This is a genomic window from Burkholderia sp. Ax-1720, assembly GCF_011753035.1.
Classification (GTDB): Bacteria; Pseudomonadota; Gammaproteobacteria; order Burkholderiales; family Burkholderiaceae; genus Burkholderia; species Burkholderia gladioli.
In genome coordinates, this window is record NZ_VWWK01000032.1 from 27,423 (window position 1) to 47,050 (window position 19,628).

Here is a 19,628-nt window from a genome sequence, read left to right on the forward strand (position 1 = left end):
TGCCGGGTTGATTTTATTTTGGATAGGCAATCGAGGCATGCAATCGACCGGGTAGGAATGAACCCGGTTCAGGCTTTCAGGATCGCGGCGCGGCTGTTTTTTCCTGGCTGGCCACGGAGTTGATCACGCGCTGCGTCACCATGGCCGGCGCGGGACGCACCGCGGGCCGTGCCGCCGGCTTGCCCGGCGCGGCCGGCCGCGCGCCGCTGGCTTGCTTCACCGCGTCCGGCTTGACCGGCGCATCCGGCGGCACCCCGAGCAACTGCAGCGTGCCGCCCATCACCGAGGAGAACACCGGCCCGGCCACGGTGCCGCCGTAATACCCCCTGCCGCCGGGCTCGTCGATCATCACGGCGACGATCACGCGCGGATCGCTCATCGGCGCCATGCCGGCGAACAGCGCGCGGTACTTGCCCTGCGCATAGGAGGCGCCGACCTGCTTGCGCGCGGTGCCGGTCTTGCCGCCGACGCGATAACCGTCGACGCGCGCCGCGCGCCCGGTGCCGCCTTCGCCCACCGCCATCTCCAGCATCGAGCGGATCGCGGCGGCCGTTTCCGGCCGCGTCACGCGATGCCCCTGCAGGGCGGGAGCCTGGTCGTCGCGCAGCAGGCGTACCGGGTGGAGCGTGCCGTCGCCGGCGTAGGCGGTGTACATCTGCGCGATCTGCAGCAGCGACATCGACAGCCCATAGCCATAGGCCATGGTGGCCTGCTCGATCGGGCGCCAGCGCTGGTAGGGGCGCAGCCGACCCGAGGCGACGCCGGGGAAGGTCAGGTCCGGCGCATGGCCGATGCCGTATTCCTGGTACTTGTCCCAGATGGTCTGCGCGGACAGGTTCAGCGACAGCTTGGCGAGCGCGACGTTGCTCGACTTCTGCAGTGCCTGGGCAACCGTCAGCGTGCCGTGGTTCGAGGTGTCGTGGATCACGGCGGGGCCGATCTTCCAGGTGCCCGGCGACGTGTTGACCAGGCTTTGCGGGCGCACCTTGCCTTCGTCGATCGACAGCGCCACCACCAGCGGCTTGACCGTCGAGCCCGGCTCGAAGGTGTCGATCACGGCACGGTTGCGCAACTGCGCGCCGGTCAGGCGGCTGCGGTCGTTGGGATCGAAGGTGGGGTAGTTGGCGAGCGCGAGGATCTCGCCCGAGCGCGCGTCGAGCACCACCACGCTGCCGGCCTGCGCGTGATTGGCGAGCACCGCCGCCTTCAGTTGCGCATTGGCGAGCTGCTGCACGCGGCGGTCGATGGTCAGCTCGACGGTGGCGCCGTGCCGCGCCGGCACCTGCGGGCGCGTGTCGGAGATGATCCGGCCGAGCCGGTCGCGGATCACCTCGCGCTGGCCGGCGGTGCCCAGCAGCAGGCCGTTGGCGGCCAGCTCCACGCCTTCCTGGCCGCGATCCTCGATATTCGTGAAGCCCACCACGTGGGCGGCCGATTCGCCTTCCGGGTAGAAGCGCTTGGAATCGGCGATCTGGGTGATGCCGGCGAGGTCGAGCTTGTCGAGGCGCGCGGCGGTTTCGGGATCGATCTGCCGCTTGAGCAGCACGAACTGCTTGTCGACCGACAAGCGCCTTTTGACCTCGGCCGCCGGCATCTCGAGCAGCTTGGCGAGCGGGCCGTAGGCGGCCGAATCGACCTGTTTGGGATTGGCCCAGATTTCGTAGGTGTTGAGGCTGACGGCCAGCATCGCGCCGTTGCGGTCGACGATCCGGCCGCGCATCGCGTCGAGCTCGATGGTGCGCTGGTAGCGCTTCTCGCCCTGGCCGAGATAGAAGTCCTGGTTCGCCACCTGCACCCAGAAGGCCCGCGCGATCAGCGCGGCGAACGCCAGAAAGATCAGGATCACGACGAATTTCGATCGCCACATCGGCAGGCTCGACCCGAGCATCGGGCTGCGCGCGACGGCGAGATAGGGATCGGCGTGCTTCGACTGATTTTTCTGCGTCATGGGCGGCGCGGCGGCGATTTCGAAATTGAAAGAAATGATAGGCGAATTGTAATGAATGTCGAGGTGGGGCGCGAGAAAAGCGGGGGAAGCGTGGTTTTTTGGTGTGGGGGAGGAGGGCGGGCGAGGCAGGAATCGAGGGGCTTTTTTCTTTTGATAAGGACCTTGGCTTGCGCGGGATGCGGCGCTGCCGTCGGCCCGGGTCGCAAGCCGGCGCCTCGCCCGAGGCGCCGCCCACCATTTCCCCTCAATCGATCCCGTGGAACACCGCATCCTCCGGCCCGAGATAGACCGGCGGCCGCCAGGTCGCGTCGCGCATCGAGTGCTGCACCAGGTGATCGACGCCGAGCAGCACCGCGAAGATCGCCATGCGCACCGGGATCCCGTTGTCGGTCTGGCGGAAGATCGCCAGCCGCGGATCGCGGTTCAGGTCGATCGACAGGTCGTTCGCGCCGGGCCGGCTGTCGCGCGGCAGCGGGTGCATGATCAGCGTGTCGCGCCCGCAGACGGTATCCATCAGCGCCTGGTTGATCTGGAAGTCGGGCGTGTAGCCCTCGAAGGATTCGTCGGTGAAGCGCTCCTTCTGGATCCGCGTGGCATACACCACGTCGGCGCCGGCCAGCCCCTTGGCGAGCTCGGAGGTTTCCTCGATCACATGGCCGTTGCGCGAGATCTGCTCGACGATGTAGCGCGGCATCTCCAGCGTGGGCGGCGCCACCAGGGTGAAGCGAATGCCGCGATAGAGCGCCAGCAGCTTGACCAGCGAATGCACCGTGCGGCCGTACTTGAGATCGCCGACGAAGGCGATGTGCGAGCCGTCGACGATCTTGCCTAGCCGCGAGAACTCGCGCTGGATCGTGTAGAGGTCGAGCAGGGCCTGGCTGGGATGCTCGCCGGGGCCGTCGCCGCCGTTGATCACCGGCAGGTTGATGGCGCGCGCGAACTCGGCCACCGAGCCCTGCTCGGGATGGCGGATCACCAGCGCGTCCACGTAGCCGGCCATCACGCGGCTGGTGTCGTGGATCGATTCGCCCTTGGCCATCGAGGAAAAGGTGAAGCCGGTGGTGTCGCAGACCGAGCCGCCGAGCCGGCAGAAGGCCGCGCCGAACGACACGCGCGTGCGCGTGCTGGCCTCGAAGAACAGGTTGCCGAGCACGGCGCCCTCCAGCACCCGCGAGATCTTGCGGCGGCGCGCGATCGGCTGCATCACGTCGGCCACCCGGAACAGCGCCTCGACCGAATCGCGCGAGAACTGGTCGACCGACAGCAACTGCGGGCGGCCCTCGAACAGGATCTGGCTGCTCAGCGAGTTCTTATCTACGCTCTGCGTATGGTTGGCTTCATCCCCAGCCCGTTCGACGATCTCGCTCACATAGCGCTCGACGATCTCCGGCATCGAGCGCGATTCCTGCGAATCGTCGGGCAGCAGCCAGGTATCCAGCGCCCGGCGGCTCACGCCGATGCGGTTCGCGAAGGCTTCGCGGGTCATGTTGAGGCGGCGCATGGCGTCGCGCAGGAAGGCTTGCTGGGGAACGGTCATGGCGGGCTCGATCTCAAAATATACGCGATGCGTATAATAGTGCGCCGTTCATCAAAGTCAAGCACCATGGCGGAGCGGTTCCGGGCTAGCATGTGCTGTGCCTCGGTCGCCACGCCCGCCAATCATTTGCTGGCGGCGTTTCGCGGCATTTGTATAATCGGGACCAGTCCCCGCCCCGTCAGGGGTGGCGGCCGTTCGACAAGGTGTGATGTGCCCGCTACGCTCGGGCTCGACTTCCAAGGAGAATCACGATGACTCGTTCGATTGCTGCAGTTCTGCTGATCCTGACCGCCGCGCTCGCCGGCTGCAACACGATCGCCGGCGCCGGCCAGGATATTTCGAGTGGCGGCAATGCCATCTCGAACACGGCCGAAAAAGCCAAATAAGGGCCAAATAAGCATCGCGCGCCGTGAGGCGCGCAGCGCGATCATCGACGGGCTGCCTGCGGGCAGCCCGTTTTACTTGGGGCGCCGCCGCGTGCCCGGAGCGTGCTCAGATCCAGACGTCGTTCGGCGCGGTGCGCTCGAGCTTGTCGCCGTCGCCGGTATTGACCACGCCGCGCGGCTCGATCAGCAGCACCCGCACCTCGGCGGCCGCATACGGCTTGTGCTCGACGCCGCGCGGCACCACCGCCATCTCGCCGGCGCGCAGCACGATCTCGCCGTCGCGCAGGGCGATGCGCAGCTCGCCGTCCAGCACCAGGAAGGTCTCGTCGGTATCGGCGTGGCTGTGCCAGACGAAGTCGCCGAACAGCTTCGCCACCTTGAACTGGTAGTCGTTCATTTCCGCGATCACGCGCGGCTGCCAGTGGCCGTCGACGCGGCCGGCCTTGTCGAGCAGCGGGATCGTGACGGATTGGCCGCGCGTGGCGGCGGGATGCTTGGGGCTGTCGCCGGTGGCATACGAGCTCATGCCGGGTTCCTGTGGTTGGGATGGGGAAACCCAGCTTAAGCCCGGATCGCGCGCGCCGCTTGTAAATAATTGAAGCGCGCGGCGGCCGCGGCTTCAGTCTTCCTCGCGGCGCGCCAGCGCCTCGGCCGCCGCCGGCTTGCCGGCCTCGGGCTCCTGGTAGAGCGCGCGCAGGGCGCGGGCGAGCAGCGTGTCCACCTCGCGCGGTGCGCCGTCGCGCGTGAGGATCGCGACCGGCGGCAGGGTCCAGTCGAGCGTGTAGGGGACGATCGCCACGCCGGCGATATGCACCAGTTCCTCGGCGATATCGGCCGGCACGATCGAGACGGCGTTCTCGTTGGAGGCGAGGATCTCGCCGATCAGGCGTGACGAATAGCTTTCGACGATCGGCACCGGCGGCGCCACGCCGGCGCGCAGGAACAGGTCGGAGATCTGCTCGCGGATCGGCGTGTGCGGCGCGCCGAGGATCCAGTCCAGCTCCACCAGCTTCTGCCAGTTGAGCTTGTTGCGCGCGAGCCGGGCGGCCAGCCGGCGGCTGGCGATCAGGCGCGGCTTCTGCTGGTGGACCACCTCGAAATGCAGCTCGGACAGATCCACGGTGGAGGTGGCGCGCGCGATCACCACGTCGAGCTGGTGCTCGCGCAACTGCGCGATCAACTGCTCGCTGGTGCCTTCGTGGATCGTCATGGTCAGGCGCTGCGGCACCTCGGCCTGGGTCTGGCGGATCGCCGCGGCCAGGGTCCTGCCCGAGATGAAGGGAATCACGCCGATATGGATGCGGGTGGCATGCCCGGCCACCACCGCCTCGATATCGCGCGTCAGGTGGTCGAGGTCGTGCAGCATGGCCTGGGCGCGCGCCAGCACTACCTTGCCGAGCGCGGTGGGCGTCATGCCGCGCGAGCTGCGCTCGAATAGCGGCCCGCCGAACATGCCCTCCAGCTCGGCCAGCGCATTGGTGACGGCCGGCTGGCTGCTGGCCATCTGCTCGGCCACGCGCGTGAGCGAGCCGTGCTGGCGGATCTGCAGCAGCAGGATCAGATGGCGGATCTTCAGGCGGCTGCTGAGCCGCCGGATCACCTCTTCCGTATCGAAGGCCACGGTGCCGGCTTCCTGGTCATTATGAAAACGTGATGCGCCCATACTAATTCAAAATAGGGCGCCGATTGCGGCTGCCTAGAATCGCTTCCTCGATATGCCCAAGCCGCCGGGACAGGCCCGGCGCCAACACAGCGAGTGGAGACGATGAACAAGACCGACCGCCAGGCCGCCCTGGAATACCACCAGTTCCCGACCCCGGGGAAGATTTCCGTGACCGCGAGCAAGCCGCTGGTCACGCAGCGCGACCTGGCGCTGGCCTACACGCCGGGCGTGGCGGCGGCCTGCGAGGAGATCGCCGCCGATCCCGCCAACGCCTTCAACTACACCAGCCGCGGCAACCTGGTGGGCGTGATCACCAACGGCAGCGCGGTGCTCGGCCTGGGCAACATCGGCGCGCTGGCCTCCAAGCCGGTGATGGAAGGCAAGGCGGTGCTGTTCAAGAAGTTCGCCGGGATCGACGTGTTCGACATCGAGATCACCGAATCCGACCCGGACAAGCTGGTCGACATCATCGCCAGCCTGGAGGCCACCTTCGGCGGTATCAATCTCGAGGACATCAAGGCGCCCGAGTGCTTCACGGTCGAGCGCAAGCTGCGCGAGCGCATGAAGATCCCGGTCTTCCACGACGACCAGCACGGCACCGCGATCACGGTGAGCGCGGCCTTCATCAACGGCCTGAAGGTGGTCGGCAAGGACATCAAGCAGGTCAAGGTGGTCACCTCCGGCGCGGGCGCCGCGGCGCTGGCCTGCCTGGACCTGATGGTCGACCTGGGCCTGCCGATCGAGAACGTCTGGGCCACCGACATCGAGGGCGTGGTCTACCAGGGCCGCACCACGCTGATGGACCCGGACAAGGCGCGCTTCGCGCAGGACACCTCGGCGCGCACGCTCGACGAGGTGATCGAGGGCGCCGACGTGTTCCTCGGCCTGTCGGCCGGCGGCGTGCTGAGCGCCGCGATGCTCAAGAAGATGGCCGCCAGCCCGCTGATCCTGGCGCTCGCGAACCCGACGCCGGAAATCTTCCCCGAGCTCGCCCACGCCACGCGCGAGGACGTGGTGATCGCCACCGGCCGTTCGGACTTCCCGAACCAGGTCAACAACGTGCTGTGCTTCCCGTATATCTTCCGCGGCGCGCTCGACGTGGGCGCCACCACCATCACGCGGCGCATGGAGATCGCGGCGGTGCACGCGATCGCCGGCCTCGCCCAGGAAGAGGCGAACGACGCGGTGGCGGCCGCCTACGGCGCCTACGACCTGTCGTTCGGGCCGAAGTACCTGATTCCCAAACCCTTCGACTCGCGCCTGATCCTGCGCATCGCGCCGGCGGTGGCCCGCGCTGCCATCGAGGACGGCGTGGCCACGCGCCCGATCACCGATTTCGCGGCCTACACCGACCAGCTCCAGCAGTTCGTCTATCACTCGGGCGCCTTCATGAAGCCGCTGTTCGCGGCGGCCAAGCAGTTCGTGCGCGACGGCGCGAAGACCCGCATCGTGTTCGCGGAAGGCGAGGAGGAGCGCGTGCTGCGCGCCGTGCAGGTGATCGTCGACGAGAAGCTGGCGCGGCCGATCCTGATCGGCCGGCCCGAGGTGCTGCTGGCGCGCATCGAGAAGTTCGGCCTGCGCCTGCGCCTGGGCGAGGACGTGGAAGTCACCAACCCCGAGTACGACGAGCGCTTCCATCAATACTGGACCACCTACTGGGAGCTGCGCTGCCGCGACGGCATCACCAAGGAGATGGCGCGCGTCGAGATGCGCCGCCGCCTGACCCTGATCGGCGCGATGATGGTGCGGCTCGGCGATGCGGACGGGATGATCTGCGGTACGGTGGGCGCCTATCACGACCACCTGCGCTTCGTCGACGAGGCGATCGGCAAGCAGCGCGGCGCGCGCACCTACGCGGCGATGAACATCCTGCTGCTCGACAAGCGCACGGTGGCCCTGGTCGACACCCACGTCAACGACAACCCGAACGCCGAGCAGATCGCCGAATTCACGGTCTCGGCCGCCTCGCAGATGGCCTGGCTGAACCTGCAGCCGAAGGTGGCGCTGCTGTCGCGCTCGAACTTCGGCTCGGGCAGCTCGGCCTCGGGGGCGAAGATGCGCGAGGTGCTGGAGCTGGTGCGCGAGCGCGCGCCCGATCTCGAGATCGAGGGCGAGATGCACGGCGACTGCGCGCTCGACGAGGCGCTGCGCCAGCGCATCCTGCCGCATTCGCGGCTCAAGGGCGAGGCCAACCTGCTGGTCTGCCCGAACGTGGACGCCGGCAACATCGCCTACAACCTGCTGAAGACCAGCGCGGGCAGCAACGTGGCGGTCGGGCCGTTCCTGCTCGGCGTCAACGCGCCGGTCAACGTGCTGACCTCCAGCTCGACCGTGCGCCGGATCGTCAACATGACGGCCCTCACGGTGCTGCAGGCGAATCGGGACTGAACCCCCGCCGGCTGATGGCCGGTTGATGGCCGGCTGACAGGCACGTCGGGCGGTGTGTGCAAGCACGCCGCCCGACGTGCCTTTTTTTGCTTGCGCGGCGCCGCGGCTTCAGTCGCGCGGCAACCAGGCACCGTGAAAGCCCGCCGGGATCCGCACCGGCAGATGCACGGTCGCCACCGGTTCGGCATCGAGCCGGCGCGCGTCGAGCACCACCACGTCGCTGGTGTCGGTGGCCGCGCGGTACACGCAGGCGAGCACCCAGCCGTCGTCGTCCTCGCTCGATCCCGCGCGCGGCACGAACACCGGTTCGCTGTTCTGGTCGCCGGGCGGCACCGCGTGGCGCATCACCTCGCCTGTGAGGACATCGAGGCGAACGATGCCGCGCATCTCGTCCAGGCCCGGCTGCTCGGCCGCGTAGCAATAGCGATAGGCGCGGCCGGTGCGGCGCTCGTCGATGCGCGGCAGCTCCAGCGCCAGGTCCGACAGCGCTCCTTCCTCGACCGTGCCGGCCTCGAGATCGAAGCGGTAGCGCCACGGCGTGCCGACCGGGTTCGGCTCGAAGGCCTGGCCGTCCGGCGACAGGCGCAGGAACCAGGGATAGCGGATCACGTCGAGCACGATGGTCGAGGCATCCGCGTCCCAGGCGTTGATCACGTGCTGGATGAAGCAGGGGGTGATCTCGAACCAGCGCAGGGCGTCGGCGTCGCCGGCATGGCGCGGCAGCACGCCGATGCGCGCCGGCCGGTCCGCCTCCCAGCGCAGCGGCATGCGATGGCCGCGCTTGAGCATCGAGAAATCGTAGATTACGTTCAGGTCCGGCAGCAGGCTGTGGCTGGCCGTGATCGCGAGGTCGTGGATCATCGACGGGCGCGGCAGCTCGATCGGCAGGTCCACGCGCGTGGTGCCGTCGGGCGCGGCCACCATGTAGCGCAGGTAGGGCTGCATCCAGTGCGCGCGAAACCCGACCAGCTCCGCCGTTTCCGGATCGACCTTCGGATGCCCGCCCATGCCCTGCGCGAAGGCGGGCAGGTGGTGTGCCGGGCCGAGCGTGTCGAGGCCGGGCGAGATTTCCAGCGGCATGCCGCCCTCGGCCAGCGCCAGCGTGCTGCCCGCATGGCGGATCACGTTGATGTTGGGATTGGTGTCCGGCATCGCCTCGAACTGTTCGGGCGCGTGGTGCTCGGCCCAGCGGCGCGTGCGCAGCCAGCGATTGCGATAGCCGCTCGCGCGGCCGTCGGCGAAGCCGACCGCATGCAGCATCGCGGCCTCGGGCCACCAGGACAGCAGGTCCTGGCCGGCGAAGCGGCCAGTCACGGGATTCGGGCCATTGCGCACCAGCCAGCCGTCCAGCTCCGGCGGCAAGGTGCCGCTCACGGGCAAGGCGCCCAGGTCGGATTCGCGGGCTACCGGGGCGAGCGCGCCGGCATTGAGGTCGATGGCGGAAGACATGATTCGGGGCAGGCAAGGGGGCCGTTGTGGACAAGGAGCGAATTTATACCCGGATGTAAATCGATCGTCAATATCATCCGGGTATAAATAGGGCGCCGGTTCCTCGGCGCGTGGTGCCGCGAATCGATCCGATCCCGTTTTCGGGCGCCCGAAAGCAAAACGGCCGCCGCTCACGCATCGGGCGCGAGCGGCGGCCGCGAGGACGGGCAAGCGCCCGCCCGGTCGTCAGGCGACGTTTTCGAGCGACGGATAGTCGGTGTAGCCCGTCTCGCCCTCGGCGTAGAAGGTCGACGGCACCGGCGCGTTCAGCTCGCTGTTGAGCTGGAAGCGGCGCGGCAGGTCCGGATTGGCGATGAACAGCTTGCCCCACGCCACCGCATCGGCCTCGCCCTTGGCCAGCACGGCTTGCGCGCTGTCGAGCGTGAACGCTTCGTTGGCGATGTAGGGGCCGCCGAAGGCTGCCTTCAGTTGCGGGCCGAGGCGGTTATCGCCTTCGCTTTCGCGCGCGAAGATGAAGGCGATCTTGCGGCGGCCGAGTTCGCGCGCGACGTAGCCGAAGGTGGCCGCCGGGTTCGAATCGCCCATCGTGTGCGCATCGCCGCGCGGTGCCAGGTGCACGCCGACGCGCTCGGCGCCCCATACCTCGATGGCCGCATCCACCGCCTCGAGCAGGAAGCGCGCGCGGTTCTCGATCGAGCCGCCGTAGGCGTCGGTGCGATGGTTGGTGCTGTCCTGCAGGAACTGGTCGGGCAGGTAGCCGTTCGCGCCGTGGATTTCCACGCCGTCGAAGCCGGCCAGCTTGGCGTTCTCGGCGCCCTTGCGATAGGCCGCGATGATGCCGGGGATCTCGTCGAGTTCGAGCGCGCGCGGCGTCACGAAGGCGCGCTCCGGGCGCACCAGGCTGACGTGGCCGCCGGCCGCGATCGCGCTCGGCGCCACCGGCAGTTGGCCGTCCAGGAAGATCGGGTCCGAGATGCGGCCCACGTGCCAGAGCTGCATGAAGATCTTGCCGCCCGCCTCGTGCACGGCCTGGGTCACCAGCTTCCAGCCCTCGACCTGCTCGTCGGACCAGATGCCCGGCGTCTTGGCGTAGCCCACGCCCTGCGGCGTGACCGAGGTGGCCTCGGTCAGGATCAGGCCGGCGGAGGCGCGCTCGGCGTAGTAGCGCGCCATCAGCGCGTTCGGCACGCGCTCGTCGCCCGAGCGGGCACGCGTGAGCGGGGCCATCACGATACGGTTCGGCAGCGTCAGGTCGCCGACGACCAGCGGATCGAACAGGGTTGGCATGGCAGGGACTCCTTATCGAATGAGTTGGGCCGGGCAAGAACCCGGCAAGCCTCGCGGCGGCGATATCGACGCTACAGGCTGGTTTGCAATTGATCGACGAAGGCCCGGATCACCGTTTCGTTGCGCCGAAAGAACACCCACTGGCCGACCCGCGAGCTCTGCACCAGCCCCGCGCGCTGCAGGGTGGCGAGGTGGGCCGACACGGTCGACTGCGACAGGCCGCAACGCGAGTCGATCTGGCCGGCGCACACGCCTTCCTGGAACGAGGCATGCAGGGCCTGGTCCGGAAAGTGGTGCTCGGGCTCCTTGAGCCAGGCGAGGATCTCGCGCCGGACAGGGTTGGCCAGGGCCTTGTGAATCGCGTCGATGTCGAGCGTCATGGGTGATGAATCGGTGGAACGGCGGGACCCGATTGTAACGTCGTCGGACGAAGCATATATCGGAATATCGCGATATATAGAATTAACCTTGTGGGAAGGCGGGTTAATAACGATGCGGTAATAAAGGGCGCCATGACGCGGCGATGCCGGCGCGGTTTTCGCGCCGGCAATCGTCGGAGGTTTGGGGTTCGGGAGGGGGGGCCGGGGTCAGCCCCGCCCGCGCCGGAAGGGCAGCCGGTCGAGCAGCCGGCTCGCCGCGCCTGCCAGGTCTGCCGGCGTTGTGCGCGGCGATCCGCTGTAGACGAGCCGGTAAAGCACCGGCAGCACCAGCAGGGTCAGCATCGTCGAGGACAGGATGCCGCCGATCACCACCGTCGCCAGCGGGCGTTGGACCTCGGCGCCGGTGCCGGTGGCGATCGCCATCGGCACGAAGCCGAGCGAGGCGACCAGCGCCGTCATCAGCACCGGGCGCAGCCGGGTCAGCGCGCCCTCGCGCACCGCCTCGGCCAGCGGGCTGCCGGCCTCGCGCAGGTTGCGGATGAAGGAGATCATCACCAGCCCGTTGAGCACCGCCACGCCGGACAGCGCGATGAAGCCCACCGCCGCCGAGATCGACAGCGGAATGCCGCGCAGCCACAGGAACAGGATGCCGCCCGACAGCGCGAACGGGATGCCGGTGAACACCAGCAGGCCGTCCTTGGCATTGTTGAACATCATGAACAGCAGCACGAACACCAGCAGCAGCGCCAGCGGCACGACCAGCTTCAGGCGCGCCGTCGCGCTCTGCAACTGCTCGAACTGGCCGCCCCAGGTGAGCCAGTAGCCGGGCGGGATGGCGACCTCGGCCTGCAGTTTCGCCTGCGCATCGGCGACGAAGGAGCCGACGTCGCGCCCGCGCACGTTCGCGCTGACCACGATGCGGCGCTTGCCGTCCTCGCGGCTGATCTGGTTCGGCCCCGGCGCCAGCTCGATGTTCGCCAGCTCGGAAAGCGGCACGAAGGCGGCGCCCGCCGGGTTCGCGCCGCTGGCAGCCGGCGATGGCGTTGCCGCGGCGGCGGGGGCGAGGGCACCTGGAGCCGCCGTGACGGGCAGCGCGATCGGCAGGCGCCGGATCGCGTCGATGTCCGAGCGCAGCGTCTCGGGCAGGCGCACCACGATGTCGAAGCGGCGATCGCCCTGGAACAGCGTGCTGGCGGTCTTCCCGCCGAGCGCCGCGGCCACCGGGGCCTGCACGTCGGCGATATTGATGCCGTAGCGGGCCAGCTTCTCGCGGTCGGGATCGATGCTCAGCACGGGCAGGCCGGCGGTCTGCTCGACCTTGACCTCGATCGCGCCCGGCACCTGCTGCAACGCGTCGGCGATCCGCCTGGCGGTGGCCTCGAGCGTGCCCATGTCGTCGCCGAACAGCTTGACCGCCACGTCGCTGCGCACGCCGGAGATCAGTTCGTTGAAGCGCAACTGGATCGGCTGCGAGAACTCGTAGACGCTGCCCGGTATCGCGGCGAGCACCGCCTCGATCTCGTCGCGCAACTGCTCGCGCGGCTTGCTCGGCTCGGGCCAGTCCCTGGCCGGCTTCAGCATGATGTAGGCATCGGACTGGTTCGGCGGCATCAGGTCGGTGGCCACCTCGGCCGTGCCGGTGCGCGCGAACACGCGCTCGATCTCGGGGATGCGCGCCTTGAGCGTGGCCTCGATCTGCCGCTGCATCTCGAGCGATTGCGTGAGGCTGGTGCCCGGGATGCGCAGCGCGGAGATCGAGAAATCGCCCTCGTTGAGGCTGGGGATGAATTCGCTGCCGAGCCGGGTGGCGATCAGCAGGGTGGCCGCCACCGCCAGCGTGGCGCCGGCCAGCACGGGGCCGGGGCGGCGCAGGCAGCGATCGAGCAGCACCGCGTAGAGCGAGCGCGCCCACGACATCAGGCGGTTCTCCTTCTCCTCGACCTTCTCGCCGATGAACAGCGCCACCGCGGCGGGGATGAAGGTGACGGTGAGGACCATCGCCGCGGCGAGCGCGAGCACCACCGTGATCGCCATCGGATGGAACATCTTGCCCTCCACGCCCGAGAGCGCCAGGATCGGCAAATACACCACCATGATGATCACCTGCCCGAAGATCAGCGCGCGCCGCGCTTCCTGGGATGCCTGGTAGACCTCGGCATGGCGTTCCTCGCGCGTGAGCGGGCGGCCCGCCGCCGCCTGCGCATGCGCGAGGCGCCGCACGCAGTTCTCGACGATCACCACCGCGCCGTCGATGATGATGCCGAAATCGAGCGCGCCCAGGCTCATCAGGTTGGCGCTGACCTTCAGGTTCACCATGCCGGTGAAGGTCATCAGCATCGCCAGCGGGATCACCAGCGCGGTGATCAGGGCCGCGCGCAGGTTGCCGAGGAACAGGAACAGGATCGCGATCACGAACAGCGCGCCTTCCAGCAGGTTCTTCTTGACCGTCGCGATGGCCTTCTCGACCAGCACCGTTCGATCGTAGACCGGCACCGCGCGCACGCCCGGCGGCAGCGAGCGGTTGACGTCCTTCATCCTGGCGGCCACCGCCTCGGCCACCGTGCGGCTGTTCTCGCCGATCAGCATGAAGACGGTACCCAGCACCACCTCGCGGCCGTTCTCGGTGGCCGCGCCGGTGCGCAGCTCGCGGCCGATCTGCACCTGGCCGATGTCCTGCATGCGCACCGGCACGCCGCCCGCGTTGGCGAGCACGATGTTGGCCAGGTCGTCGAGCGAGCGCGCCTGCCCCGGCACGCGCACCAGGTACTGCTCGCCGCGCTTCTCGATGTAGCCCGCGCCGACGTTGTCGTTGTTCGACTGCACCGCGCGCACCACGTCCGCCAGCGACAGCCCGTAGGACATCAGCTTGGCCGGATCGGGCGCGATCTGATACTCCTTCACGTAGCCGCCGATCGAGTTCACCTCGGTCACGCTCGGCACGTTGCGCAATTGCGTGCGGATCACCCAGTCCTGCAGCTCGCGCAGGTCGGTCGGCGTGTAGGCGCCGCCATCGGGCCTGCGCGCGCCGGCATCGGCCTCGACCGTCCACATGTAGATCTCGCCGAGCCCGGTCGAGGTCGGCCCCATGATTGGCGCCACGCCTTCGGGCAGCCGGTCCCTGGCCTGCTGCAGGCGCTCGTTGACGAGCTGGCGCGCGAAGTAGATGTCGGTGCCGTCCTTGAAGATCACCGTGATCTGCGAGATGCCGTAGCGCGAGGTCGAGCGCGTCTGCTCCAGGTGCGGCAGGCCCGCCATCGCGGTCTCGAGCGGATAGGTGACGCGCTGCTCGACCTCGAGCGGCGAGTAGCCCGGCGCGGGCGTGTTGATCTGCACCTGCACGTTGGTGATGTCGGGCACGGCATCGATCGGCAGCCGTTGGTAGCTGTAGATGCCGAGCGCGGCCAGCGCGAGGATCGCGAGCAGGACGAGCCAGCGATGGGCAATGGAGGAGCGGATCAGGCGATCGAACATGGAGGAGTCCAGATTGAGCGGCGGGCGGGCACGGGTGGGATCAATCGCTGTCGGCCGCGCTGTTTTCCAGCTGCGACTTGAGCACGAAGCTGTTGCTCGCCGCGTATCGCTGGCCGGGCTTCAGCCCGTCCAGCACCTCGGTGAACCGGGCATCGCGAATGCCGGTCTTGAGGGGTTGCGCGACGAACCCCCATTTCGATGCCACGAACACCGCCGGCGCGCCGTCGACGGTCTGCAGCGCGTCGGTCCTGACCGCGAGCGGCACGGTGTGCGCGCTGGTATCGACCGTGACGTTGACGAACATGCCCGGCCGCCAGGTGCCGCCCGGATTGGGCAGCACGATGCGCGCGGGTGCCGTGCGGGTCTGGGCGCCGAGCAGGGCGCCGACATAGGCGACCTGTCCGCGCGCCTGCGAGTCGAATGCCGTCGCGGACACGCTGGCCTGCTTGCCGACATACACCTCCTTGAGGCGCTGGGCGGGCACGGCCATTTCGGCCCACACGCTCGACAGGTCGGACAGCACGAAGATGCTCGTGTCGGCCGCCACGGCCTCGCCCGGCGTGACGCGCTTCTCGACGATCGAGCCGTCGAACGGCGCGCGCAGCTCGTAGCGATTGAGCGTGCCGCCGGCGGACGCGTCGATGGCGGACAGCTTCTGCCGCGCGTTCTGCACGGCGATTTCCGCCTCGCGCAGTTGCACCTGGGCGGCCTGGTAATCCTGTTCCGCGGAGATGCGCTCCTGCCACAGCCTGCGCTCGCGCTCGTACACCTGGCGCGCGCCGACCAGCCTGCGCTGAGCGGTCAGCAGCTCGCTGCGCCGGTCGGACAGCTCCGGGCTGGCCAGCACGGCGAGCAGCTCGCCGCGTTTCACCTGCTGGCCGAGCGACACGGCCACCTTCTCCACCACGCCGGCCACGCGCGGCACGACCTGCGCGGTGCGATCGGCGTTGAAGCGGATCTCGCCGGGAAGCTGGAACGAATCGGCGATCGCCGCCGGCCCGGCCGGATCGACGCCGATCCTCGCCTCGGCCAGTTGCTGGTCGTCCAGGGGCACGGCATGCTGGTTCTGGCGATAGTCGAAGGTCCGCGTCGCGCCTTCAGCCTGCCAGTCGAGCTTCACCTCGAAGACATGCGGTTTCGGGATCGCGGCGGCGCTGCGGTAGCCGTCCGCGCCGGGCAGCAGCGCCAACGGGCCGCGCGTGCCGTCGTAGCGCTCGATGGTGGCCGTGAGCGTGTTGCCGGCGGGCTTGACCGGCTTGCCTCGCAGCGAGGGATAGACGGCCAGCGTGGCCTGGCCGTCGCGTTCGCCCTGCACGATTTCCAGCGCGTAGGCGCCGTCGGTCAGCACGGTGCCGCCGCGTACCGCGGCGGGCGCCGACGTGGCGGCATCGGCTGGCGTGCTCGCGGTGGTGCGCAGCGCGGCGAAGGCAAGCGCCGCGGCGACGGCAAGCCCGCAGGCCAGCGCGATCGCCAGGGCGACGCGCTTCGGTTGGCTCGGCATAAGGGGTTCCTCAGGGTTGGACGGTCGGGGCCGCGGCGTCGAGCGGGGTGCCGAGCAGGCGGCCGAGATCCGCATCGGCGAGATGCGCGTCGGTCAGCGCGCGGATGTAGCGGGTCTGGTTGTCGAACAGCGTGCGTTGCGCGTCCAGCACGTCCAGGAACTGGAACTTGCCGAGCGCATAACCGCGCGACATGGCCTCCAGCGCCGAGCGGGCCGCCGGCAGCACGTCGCGCTTCAGGCGCTCGGCCTCCAGCGCCGAGCTGCGATAGTCCGCGTAGCGTTGCGCCAGCGCCTGCCGCTGCGCCAGGCGCGTGCCGTCGAGATCGGCGCTGGCCTGTTCCGACGAGTGGGTGGCTTCGTCGATGGCGCCGCGATTGGTGTCGAAGATCGGCAGCGGGATCGAGATGCCGACCACCGCCTGGTTGTCGGCGATGCCGCCTGTCGTCACGCGCTTGTAGCCGGCGCTGATCGTGAGGTCGGGGATGCGCCGCGCGCGCTCCAGCGAGATGCGGGCATTCGATTGCCTGACCCGGGCCATCGCCTCGCGCGTGAGCGGCGCGTCCTCCAGGCGGGCGTCGAGCGCCGGCAGCGCGGGCATCTCCGGCAGGCTTTCGAAGCCGTCCTCGCTGGCGCCGCCGCCCGGCCAGCCGCCGCCCAGCGCGCCGGCAAGCCGGGCGCGCGCGGCGCTCAGGTCCGCCGCGGCGCGCGTGAGCGCGATCTGGGTGGCCACCAGCGCGACGCGCGCCTTGGTCTCCTCGACCGGCGACACCTTGCCCGCACTGACGCGCTTGGCGACCAGCTCGGTCGAGCGCTCGGCGATCGCGGCCGATTCCTCGCTGACGGCGAGCGTGCGCTGGGCGGACAGGAGTCCGTAGAATGCCTGGACGACGCTGCCGCGCACGGCGGCGGACTGGGCGTCCATCGCCGCCAGCGAAGCCTCGCGGCCGTAGGCGGCGACGTCGACGCGATAGCCGCGCTTGCCGGCCGTCTCGATGCGCTGGCTGATCATCGCGGTGCTGGTGCGGTCATAGCGCTTGAAGCTTTCCTGCAGGAACGACAGGTCGGGATTGGGGCGCATGCCGGCCTGCAACTGGGCACCGGCGGCGGCATTGGCCGATGCGCGGGCGCTGGTCAGCAGCGGGCTGTTCGCGTTGGCGATGCGCAATGCCTCGCCCAGCGACAGCGGCGGGGCGGGCGGCGGTGCCGTGTCGTTCTGCTGCGCGCCGGCGAGATTGGGAAGCAGCAGGGCGACGGCGAGGATGGCCAGGGGTTCGAGACGCATGAGTGAAAGAGGCATCGAGTAGCTTGGCCACCATGCTAGATGCCTGTTGCAGCGCAAACATGCGCGAAACATGAGAATTCCGTCATCTTGCCGCCAGGGGGCGTTTCTCGTGCGATGCTTGGCGCAATCCCGATCGCGCCGGGCGCGATCATCCGGGCCGGATCGACTGCGCCGACGCTGGCCGGCGCGTCTCCACCCGAACCTTGCAAGGAAAGGAATCATGCGTATTCTCATCGTCGAGGACGAGCCCAAGACCGGCGCCTATCTGCGCAAGGGGCTGACGGAGGCGGGCTACGTGGTCGACTGGGTGCAGGACGGAACCACCGGCCAGCACCAGGCCGAAACCGAGGATTACGACCTGCTGGTGCTCGACGTGATGCTGCCCGGGCAGGACGGCTGGACCCTGCTGCAGAACCTGCGGCGCAGCAAGTCGACCCCGGTGCTGTTTCTCACCGCGCGCGACGACGTGGGGGACCGCGTGAAGGGGCTCGAGCTCGGCGCCGACGACTACCTGGCGAAGCCCTTCGATTTCGTCGAGCTGACCGCGCGCATCAAGTCGATCCTGCGACGCGGCCAGGCGCGCGAGACGAATACCCTGAAGGTCGCCGATCTCGAACTCGACCTGACGCGCCGGAAGGCGACGCGACACGCGGATACGATCCTGCTCACCGCCAAGGAGTTCGCGCTGTTGTGGCTGCTGATGCGACGCGAGGGGGAGATCCTGCCGCGCGCCACCATCGCCTCGCAGGTCTGGGACATGAACTTCAACAGCGATACCAACGTGGTGGATTCGGCGATCCGGCGCCTGCGCTCCAAGATCGACGACGCCTACCAACCGAAGCTGATCCACACCGTGCGCGGCATGGGTTACGTGCTCGAAGTGCGCGACCCGGTTTCGCGATGATGCAGCGCGTCGTCCCTCACACCCTGCGCGGGCGCCTGACGGTCCTCATCATCCTGTCGACCTCGGTGATCCTGGCCTTGAGCGGCCTCGCGCTCTACGAGGCCCTGCGCAGCCGCATCGAATCCTCGGCCGCCGAGCAGATCGACGGCATCACGGCCGCCTTGCGCCAGCACCTGGCCAAGGTCGGAACCCTCACCGATGTGCGGCTGAACCGGGACCTCTGGATCGACCAGCTTCACGGGCATTCGGACATGGATCTGGCCATCCTCGATTCGACCGGCAACGTGCTGGTCGGCACGAAGGGCTTGCGCTTCGACGCCTCGCTGCTGTCCGCGGCCACTGCCTCGGCGGCCGTCAGCGTCGAACCGGCTCGCTCCAGCCTGCGTTATTCGATTTCCACGGTCCGGCTGGCCGGCCCCGGCGCGCCGGTGGTTCGCGTCGTGGTGCAATACGATCGCGCCGAGGACCTGTCGACCCTGCGCGCGCATGCCTACACGATCGTCGTGATCGAAGTCTGCGGCGTGGTGCTGGCCGCCGTGCTCGCCTACGGCATCGCCGGCCTCGGCCTGAACCCCCTGCGCCGCTTCGCGGTGCGCGCCGAGCAGATGTCGACCAGCCGGCTCGCGCATCCCGTGCAGGAGCTGCATGTGTCGGGCGAGCTTCGGGAACTGGAACATGCCTTCAACGGCATGCTGGCGCGGCTCGACGAGTCGTTCACGCGGCTGGGCCAGTTCTCGTCGAACCTGGCGCACGACATGCGCACGCCGCTCACCAACCTGCAGGCCGCCGCGCAGGTGGCGCTCTCGCAGCCGCGCAGCGCGGACGAATACCAGGCCGTGATCGAGTCGAGCATCGACGAATACCAGCGCCTGTCGCACATGATCGAGGACATGCTGTTCATCGCGCGCGCCGAGCAGGCCGGGCAGTCGCTCGATATCCGCCGGCTCGATGCGGCGGACGAGGCCGAACGCGTGGCCGGCTATTACGAGGCGCTCGCGGAGGATGCGGGGGTGTCGATCGTGGTGCGGGGCCGGGCAAGCGTCGAGGCGGACCTGAGCCTGTATCAGCGCGCGCTCAGCAACCTGCTGTCGAACGCCTTGAAATACGCGCCGCGCGGCAGCGCGATCACGATCGAATGCCGGCAGCAAGGCGAGGCGGCGCTGATCGAGGTTTCGGACCTGGGGGAGGGCATTCATCCGCGGCATCTCGCGCGGATCTTCGAGCGCTTCTACCGCATCGATCCCTCGCGGCAGAATTCCGCCTCGGGCACGGGGCTGGGGCTGGCGATCGTGAAATCGATCATGGACAACCACGGCGGCGAATGCGGCGTGGACAGCCTGCCGGGAACGCTCACCACCTTCTGGCTTCGTTTTCCCGGCGCGACGGGCGAGGCCGCCTCGGGCCCGGGCCGCCCGGCCTGAGGCCGGGCGAT

General features: G+C 68.8%; 14 protein-coding genes. 4 read left to right on the forward strand and 10 right to left on the reverse strand.

Features of this window, described 5'->3' with window-relative positions:
* Positions 1 to 76: 76 nt before the first annotated feature.
* Together F3J18_RS12825 and F3J18_RS12830 are read right to left on the reverse strand one after the other, a co-directional pair.
* A complete protein-coding gene (locus tag F3J18_RS12825; RefSeq protein ID WP_166913016.1) occupies positions 77 to 1,948 on the reverse strand; it encodes a penicillin-binding protein 2 in 1,872 nt (623 codons plus the stop codon).
* A 244-nt stretch (positions 1,949 to 2,192) separates the two neighbouring features.
* Entirely contained in the window at positions 2,193 to 3,485 is a 1,293-nt protein-coding gene (locus tag F3J18_RS12830) for an aspartate carbamoyltransferase (RefSeq protein WP_098182729.1), read from the reverse strand.
* Between the two features lie 251 nt (positions 3,486 to 3,736).
* On the opposite strand from F3J18_RS12830, the gene F3J18_RS12835 reads away from it, so the two are divergent.
* Positions 3,737 to 3,871, forward strand: a complete 135-nt coding sequence (locus F3J18_RS12835; protein ID WP_025100845.1) for an entericidin A/B family lipoprotein — start codon at positions 3,737 to 3,739, stop codon at positions 3,869 to 3,871.
* 106 nt (positions 3,872 to 3,977) lie between these two features.
* Here F3J18_RS12835 and F3J18_RS12840 read toward each other — a convergent pair whose 3' ends face one another.
* Complete coding sequence (locus F3J18_RS12840) at positions 3,978 to 4,397, reverse strand: cupin domain-containing protein (RefSeq protein ID WP_025100846.1); 420 nt, start codon at positions 4,395 to 4,397, stop codon at positions 3,978 to 3,980.
* A 93-nt stretch (positions 4,398 to 4,490) separates the two neighbouring features.
* On the reverse strand, positions 4,491 to 5,492 hold the full coding sequence (locus F3J18_RS12845; RefSeq protein ID WP_043217010.1) for a LysR substrate-binding domain-containing protein: 1,002 nt from the start codon (positions 5,490 to 5,492) through the stop codon (positions 4,491 to 4,493).
* Between the two features lie 144 nt (positions 5,493 to 5,636).
* Here F3J18_RS12845 and F3J18_RS12850 point away from each other — a divergent pair, with 144 nt between their 5' ends.
* Positions 5,637 to 7,922, forward strand: coding sequence for an NADP-dependent malic enzyme (locus F3J18_RS12850; protein ID WP_166913017.1), 2,286 nt, complete (start codon positions 5,637 to 5,639; stop codon positions 7,920 to 7,922).
* Positions 7,923 to 8,030: 108 nt separating this feature from the next.
* Here the strand turns inward: F3J18_RS12850 and F3J18_RS12855 are convergent, their stop codons facing one another.
* The 6 genes from F3J18_RS12855 to F3J18_RS12880 all read right to left on the reverse strand — a co-directional run bounded on the left by F3J18_RS12855 (position 8,031) and on the right by F3J18_RS12880 (position 17,292).
* On the reverse strand, positions 8,031 to 9,371 hold the full coding sequence (locus F3J18_RS12855; protein WP_166913018.1) for a carotenoid oxygenase family protein: 1,341 nt from the start codon (positions 9,369 to 9,371) through the stop codon (positions 8,031 to 8,033).
* A gap of 225 nt (positions 9,372 to 9,596) precedes the next feature.
* A complete protein-coding gene (locus F3J18_RS12860) occupies positions 9,597 to 10,658 on the reverse strand; it encodes an alkene reductase (RefSeq protein ID WP_025100850.1) in 1,062 nt (353 codons plus the stop codon).
* Positions 10,659 to 10,729: 71 nt separating this feature from the next.
* Positions 10,730 to 11,038, reverse strand: a complete 309-nt coding sequence (locus F3J18_RS12865; RefSeq protein ID WP_017919460.1) for a helix-turn-helix transcriptional regulator — start codon at positions 11,036 to 11,038, stop codon at positions 10,730 to 10,732.
* Positions 11,039 to 11,245: 207 nt separating this feature from the next.
* Entirely contained in the window at positions 11,246 to 14,509 is a 3,264-nt protein-coding gene (locus tag F3J18_RS12870) for a CusA/CzcA family heavy metal efflux RND transporter (RefSeq protein ID WP_166913019.1), read from the reverse strand.
* 40 nt (positions 14,510 to 14,549) lie between these two features.
* Entirely contained in the window at positions 14,550 to 16,010 is a 1,461-nt protein-coding gene (locus F3J18_RS12875) for an efflux RND transporter periplasmic adaptor subunit (protein WP_240154637.1), read from the reverse strand.
* A 10-nt stretch (positions 16,011 to 16,020) separates the two neighbouring features.
* Positions 16,021 to 17,292, reverse strand: a complete 1,272-nt coding sequence (locus F3J18_RS12880; RefSeq protein ID WP_166913021.1) for a TolC family protein — start codon at positions 17,290 to 17,292, stop codon at positions 16,021 to 16,023.
* Positions 17,293 to 17,512: 220 nt separating this feature from the next.
* Between F3J18_RS12880 and irlR the strand changes: the two genes are divergently transcribed.
* Positions 17,513 to 18,196, forward strand: coding sequence for a heavy metal response regulator transcription factor IrlR (gene irlR, locus F3J18_RS12885; RefSeq protein WP_025100854.1), 684 nt, complete (start codon positions 17,513 to 17,515; stop codon positions 18,194 to 18,196).
* Positions 18,193 to 19,617: a heavy metal sensor histidine kinase gene (locus F3J18_RS12890; RefSeq protein WP_166913022.1), complete on the forward strand. Its 1,425-nt coding sequence runs from the start codon at positions 18,193 to 18,195 to the stop codon at positions 19,615 to 19,617. The genes irlR and F3J18_RS12890 overlap by 4 nt, the downstream gene beginning before the upstream one ends.
* The last annotated feature ends 11 nt before the right edge of the window (positions 19,618 to 19,628 follow it).

Bases quoted from the DNA above. Each gene is read 5' to 3' on its own strand.
- F3J18_RS12835 (WP_025100845.1), top strand. From the start codon at position 3,737: ATGACTCGTTCGATTGCTGCAGTTCTGCTGATCCTGACCGCCGCGCTC.
- F3J18_RS12860 (WP_025100850.1), bottom strand. From the start codon at position 10,658: ATGCCAACCCTGTTCGATCCGCTGGTCGTCGGCGACCTGACGCTGCCG.
- F3J18_RS12825 (WP_166913016.1), bottom strand. From the start codon at position 1,948: ATGACGCAGAAAAATCAGTCGAAGCACGCCGATCCCTATCTCGCCGTC.
- irlR (WP_025100854.1), top strand. From the start codon at position 17,513: ATGCGTATTCTCATCGTCGAGGACGAGCCCAAGACCGGCGCCTATCTG.
- F3J18_RS12865 (WP_017919460.1), bottom strand. From the start codon at position 11,038: ATGACGCTCGACATCGACGCGATTCACAAGGCCCTGGCCAACCCTGTC.
- F3J18_RS12880 (WP_166913021.1), bottom strand. From the start codon at position 17,292: ATGCGTCTCGAACCCCTGGCCATCCTCGCCGTCGCCCTGCTGCTTCCC.
- F3J18_RS12875 (WP_240154637.1), bottom strand. From the start codon at position 16,010: ATGCCGAGCCAACCGAAGCGCGTCGCCCTGGCGATCGCGCTGGCCTGC.
- F3J18_RS12855 (WP_166913018.1), bottom strand. From the start codon at position 9,371: ATGTCTTCCGCCATCGACCTCAATGCCGGCGCGCTCGCCCCGGTAGCC.
- F3J18_RS12850 (WP_166913017.1), top strand. From the start codon at position 5,637: ATGAACAAGACCGACCGCCAGGCCGCCCTGGAATACCACCAGTTCCCG.
- F3J18_RS12830 (WP_098182729.1), bottom strand. From the start codon at position 3,485: ATGACCGTTCCCCAGCAAGCCTTCCTGCGCGACGCCATGCGCCGCCTC.
- F3J18_RS12890 (WP_166913022.1), top strand. From the start codon at position 18,193: ATGATGCAGCGCGTCGTCCCTCACACCCTGCGCGGGCGCCTGACGGTC.
- F3J18_RS12840 (WP_025100846.1), bottom strand. From the start codon at position 4,397: ATGAGCTCGTATGCCACCGGCGACAGCCCCAAGCATCCCGCCGCCACG.
- F3J18_RS12870 (WP_166913019.1), bottom strand. From the start codon at position 14,509: ATGTTCGATCGCCTGATCCGCTCCTCCATTGCCCATCGCTGGCTCGTC.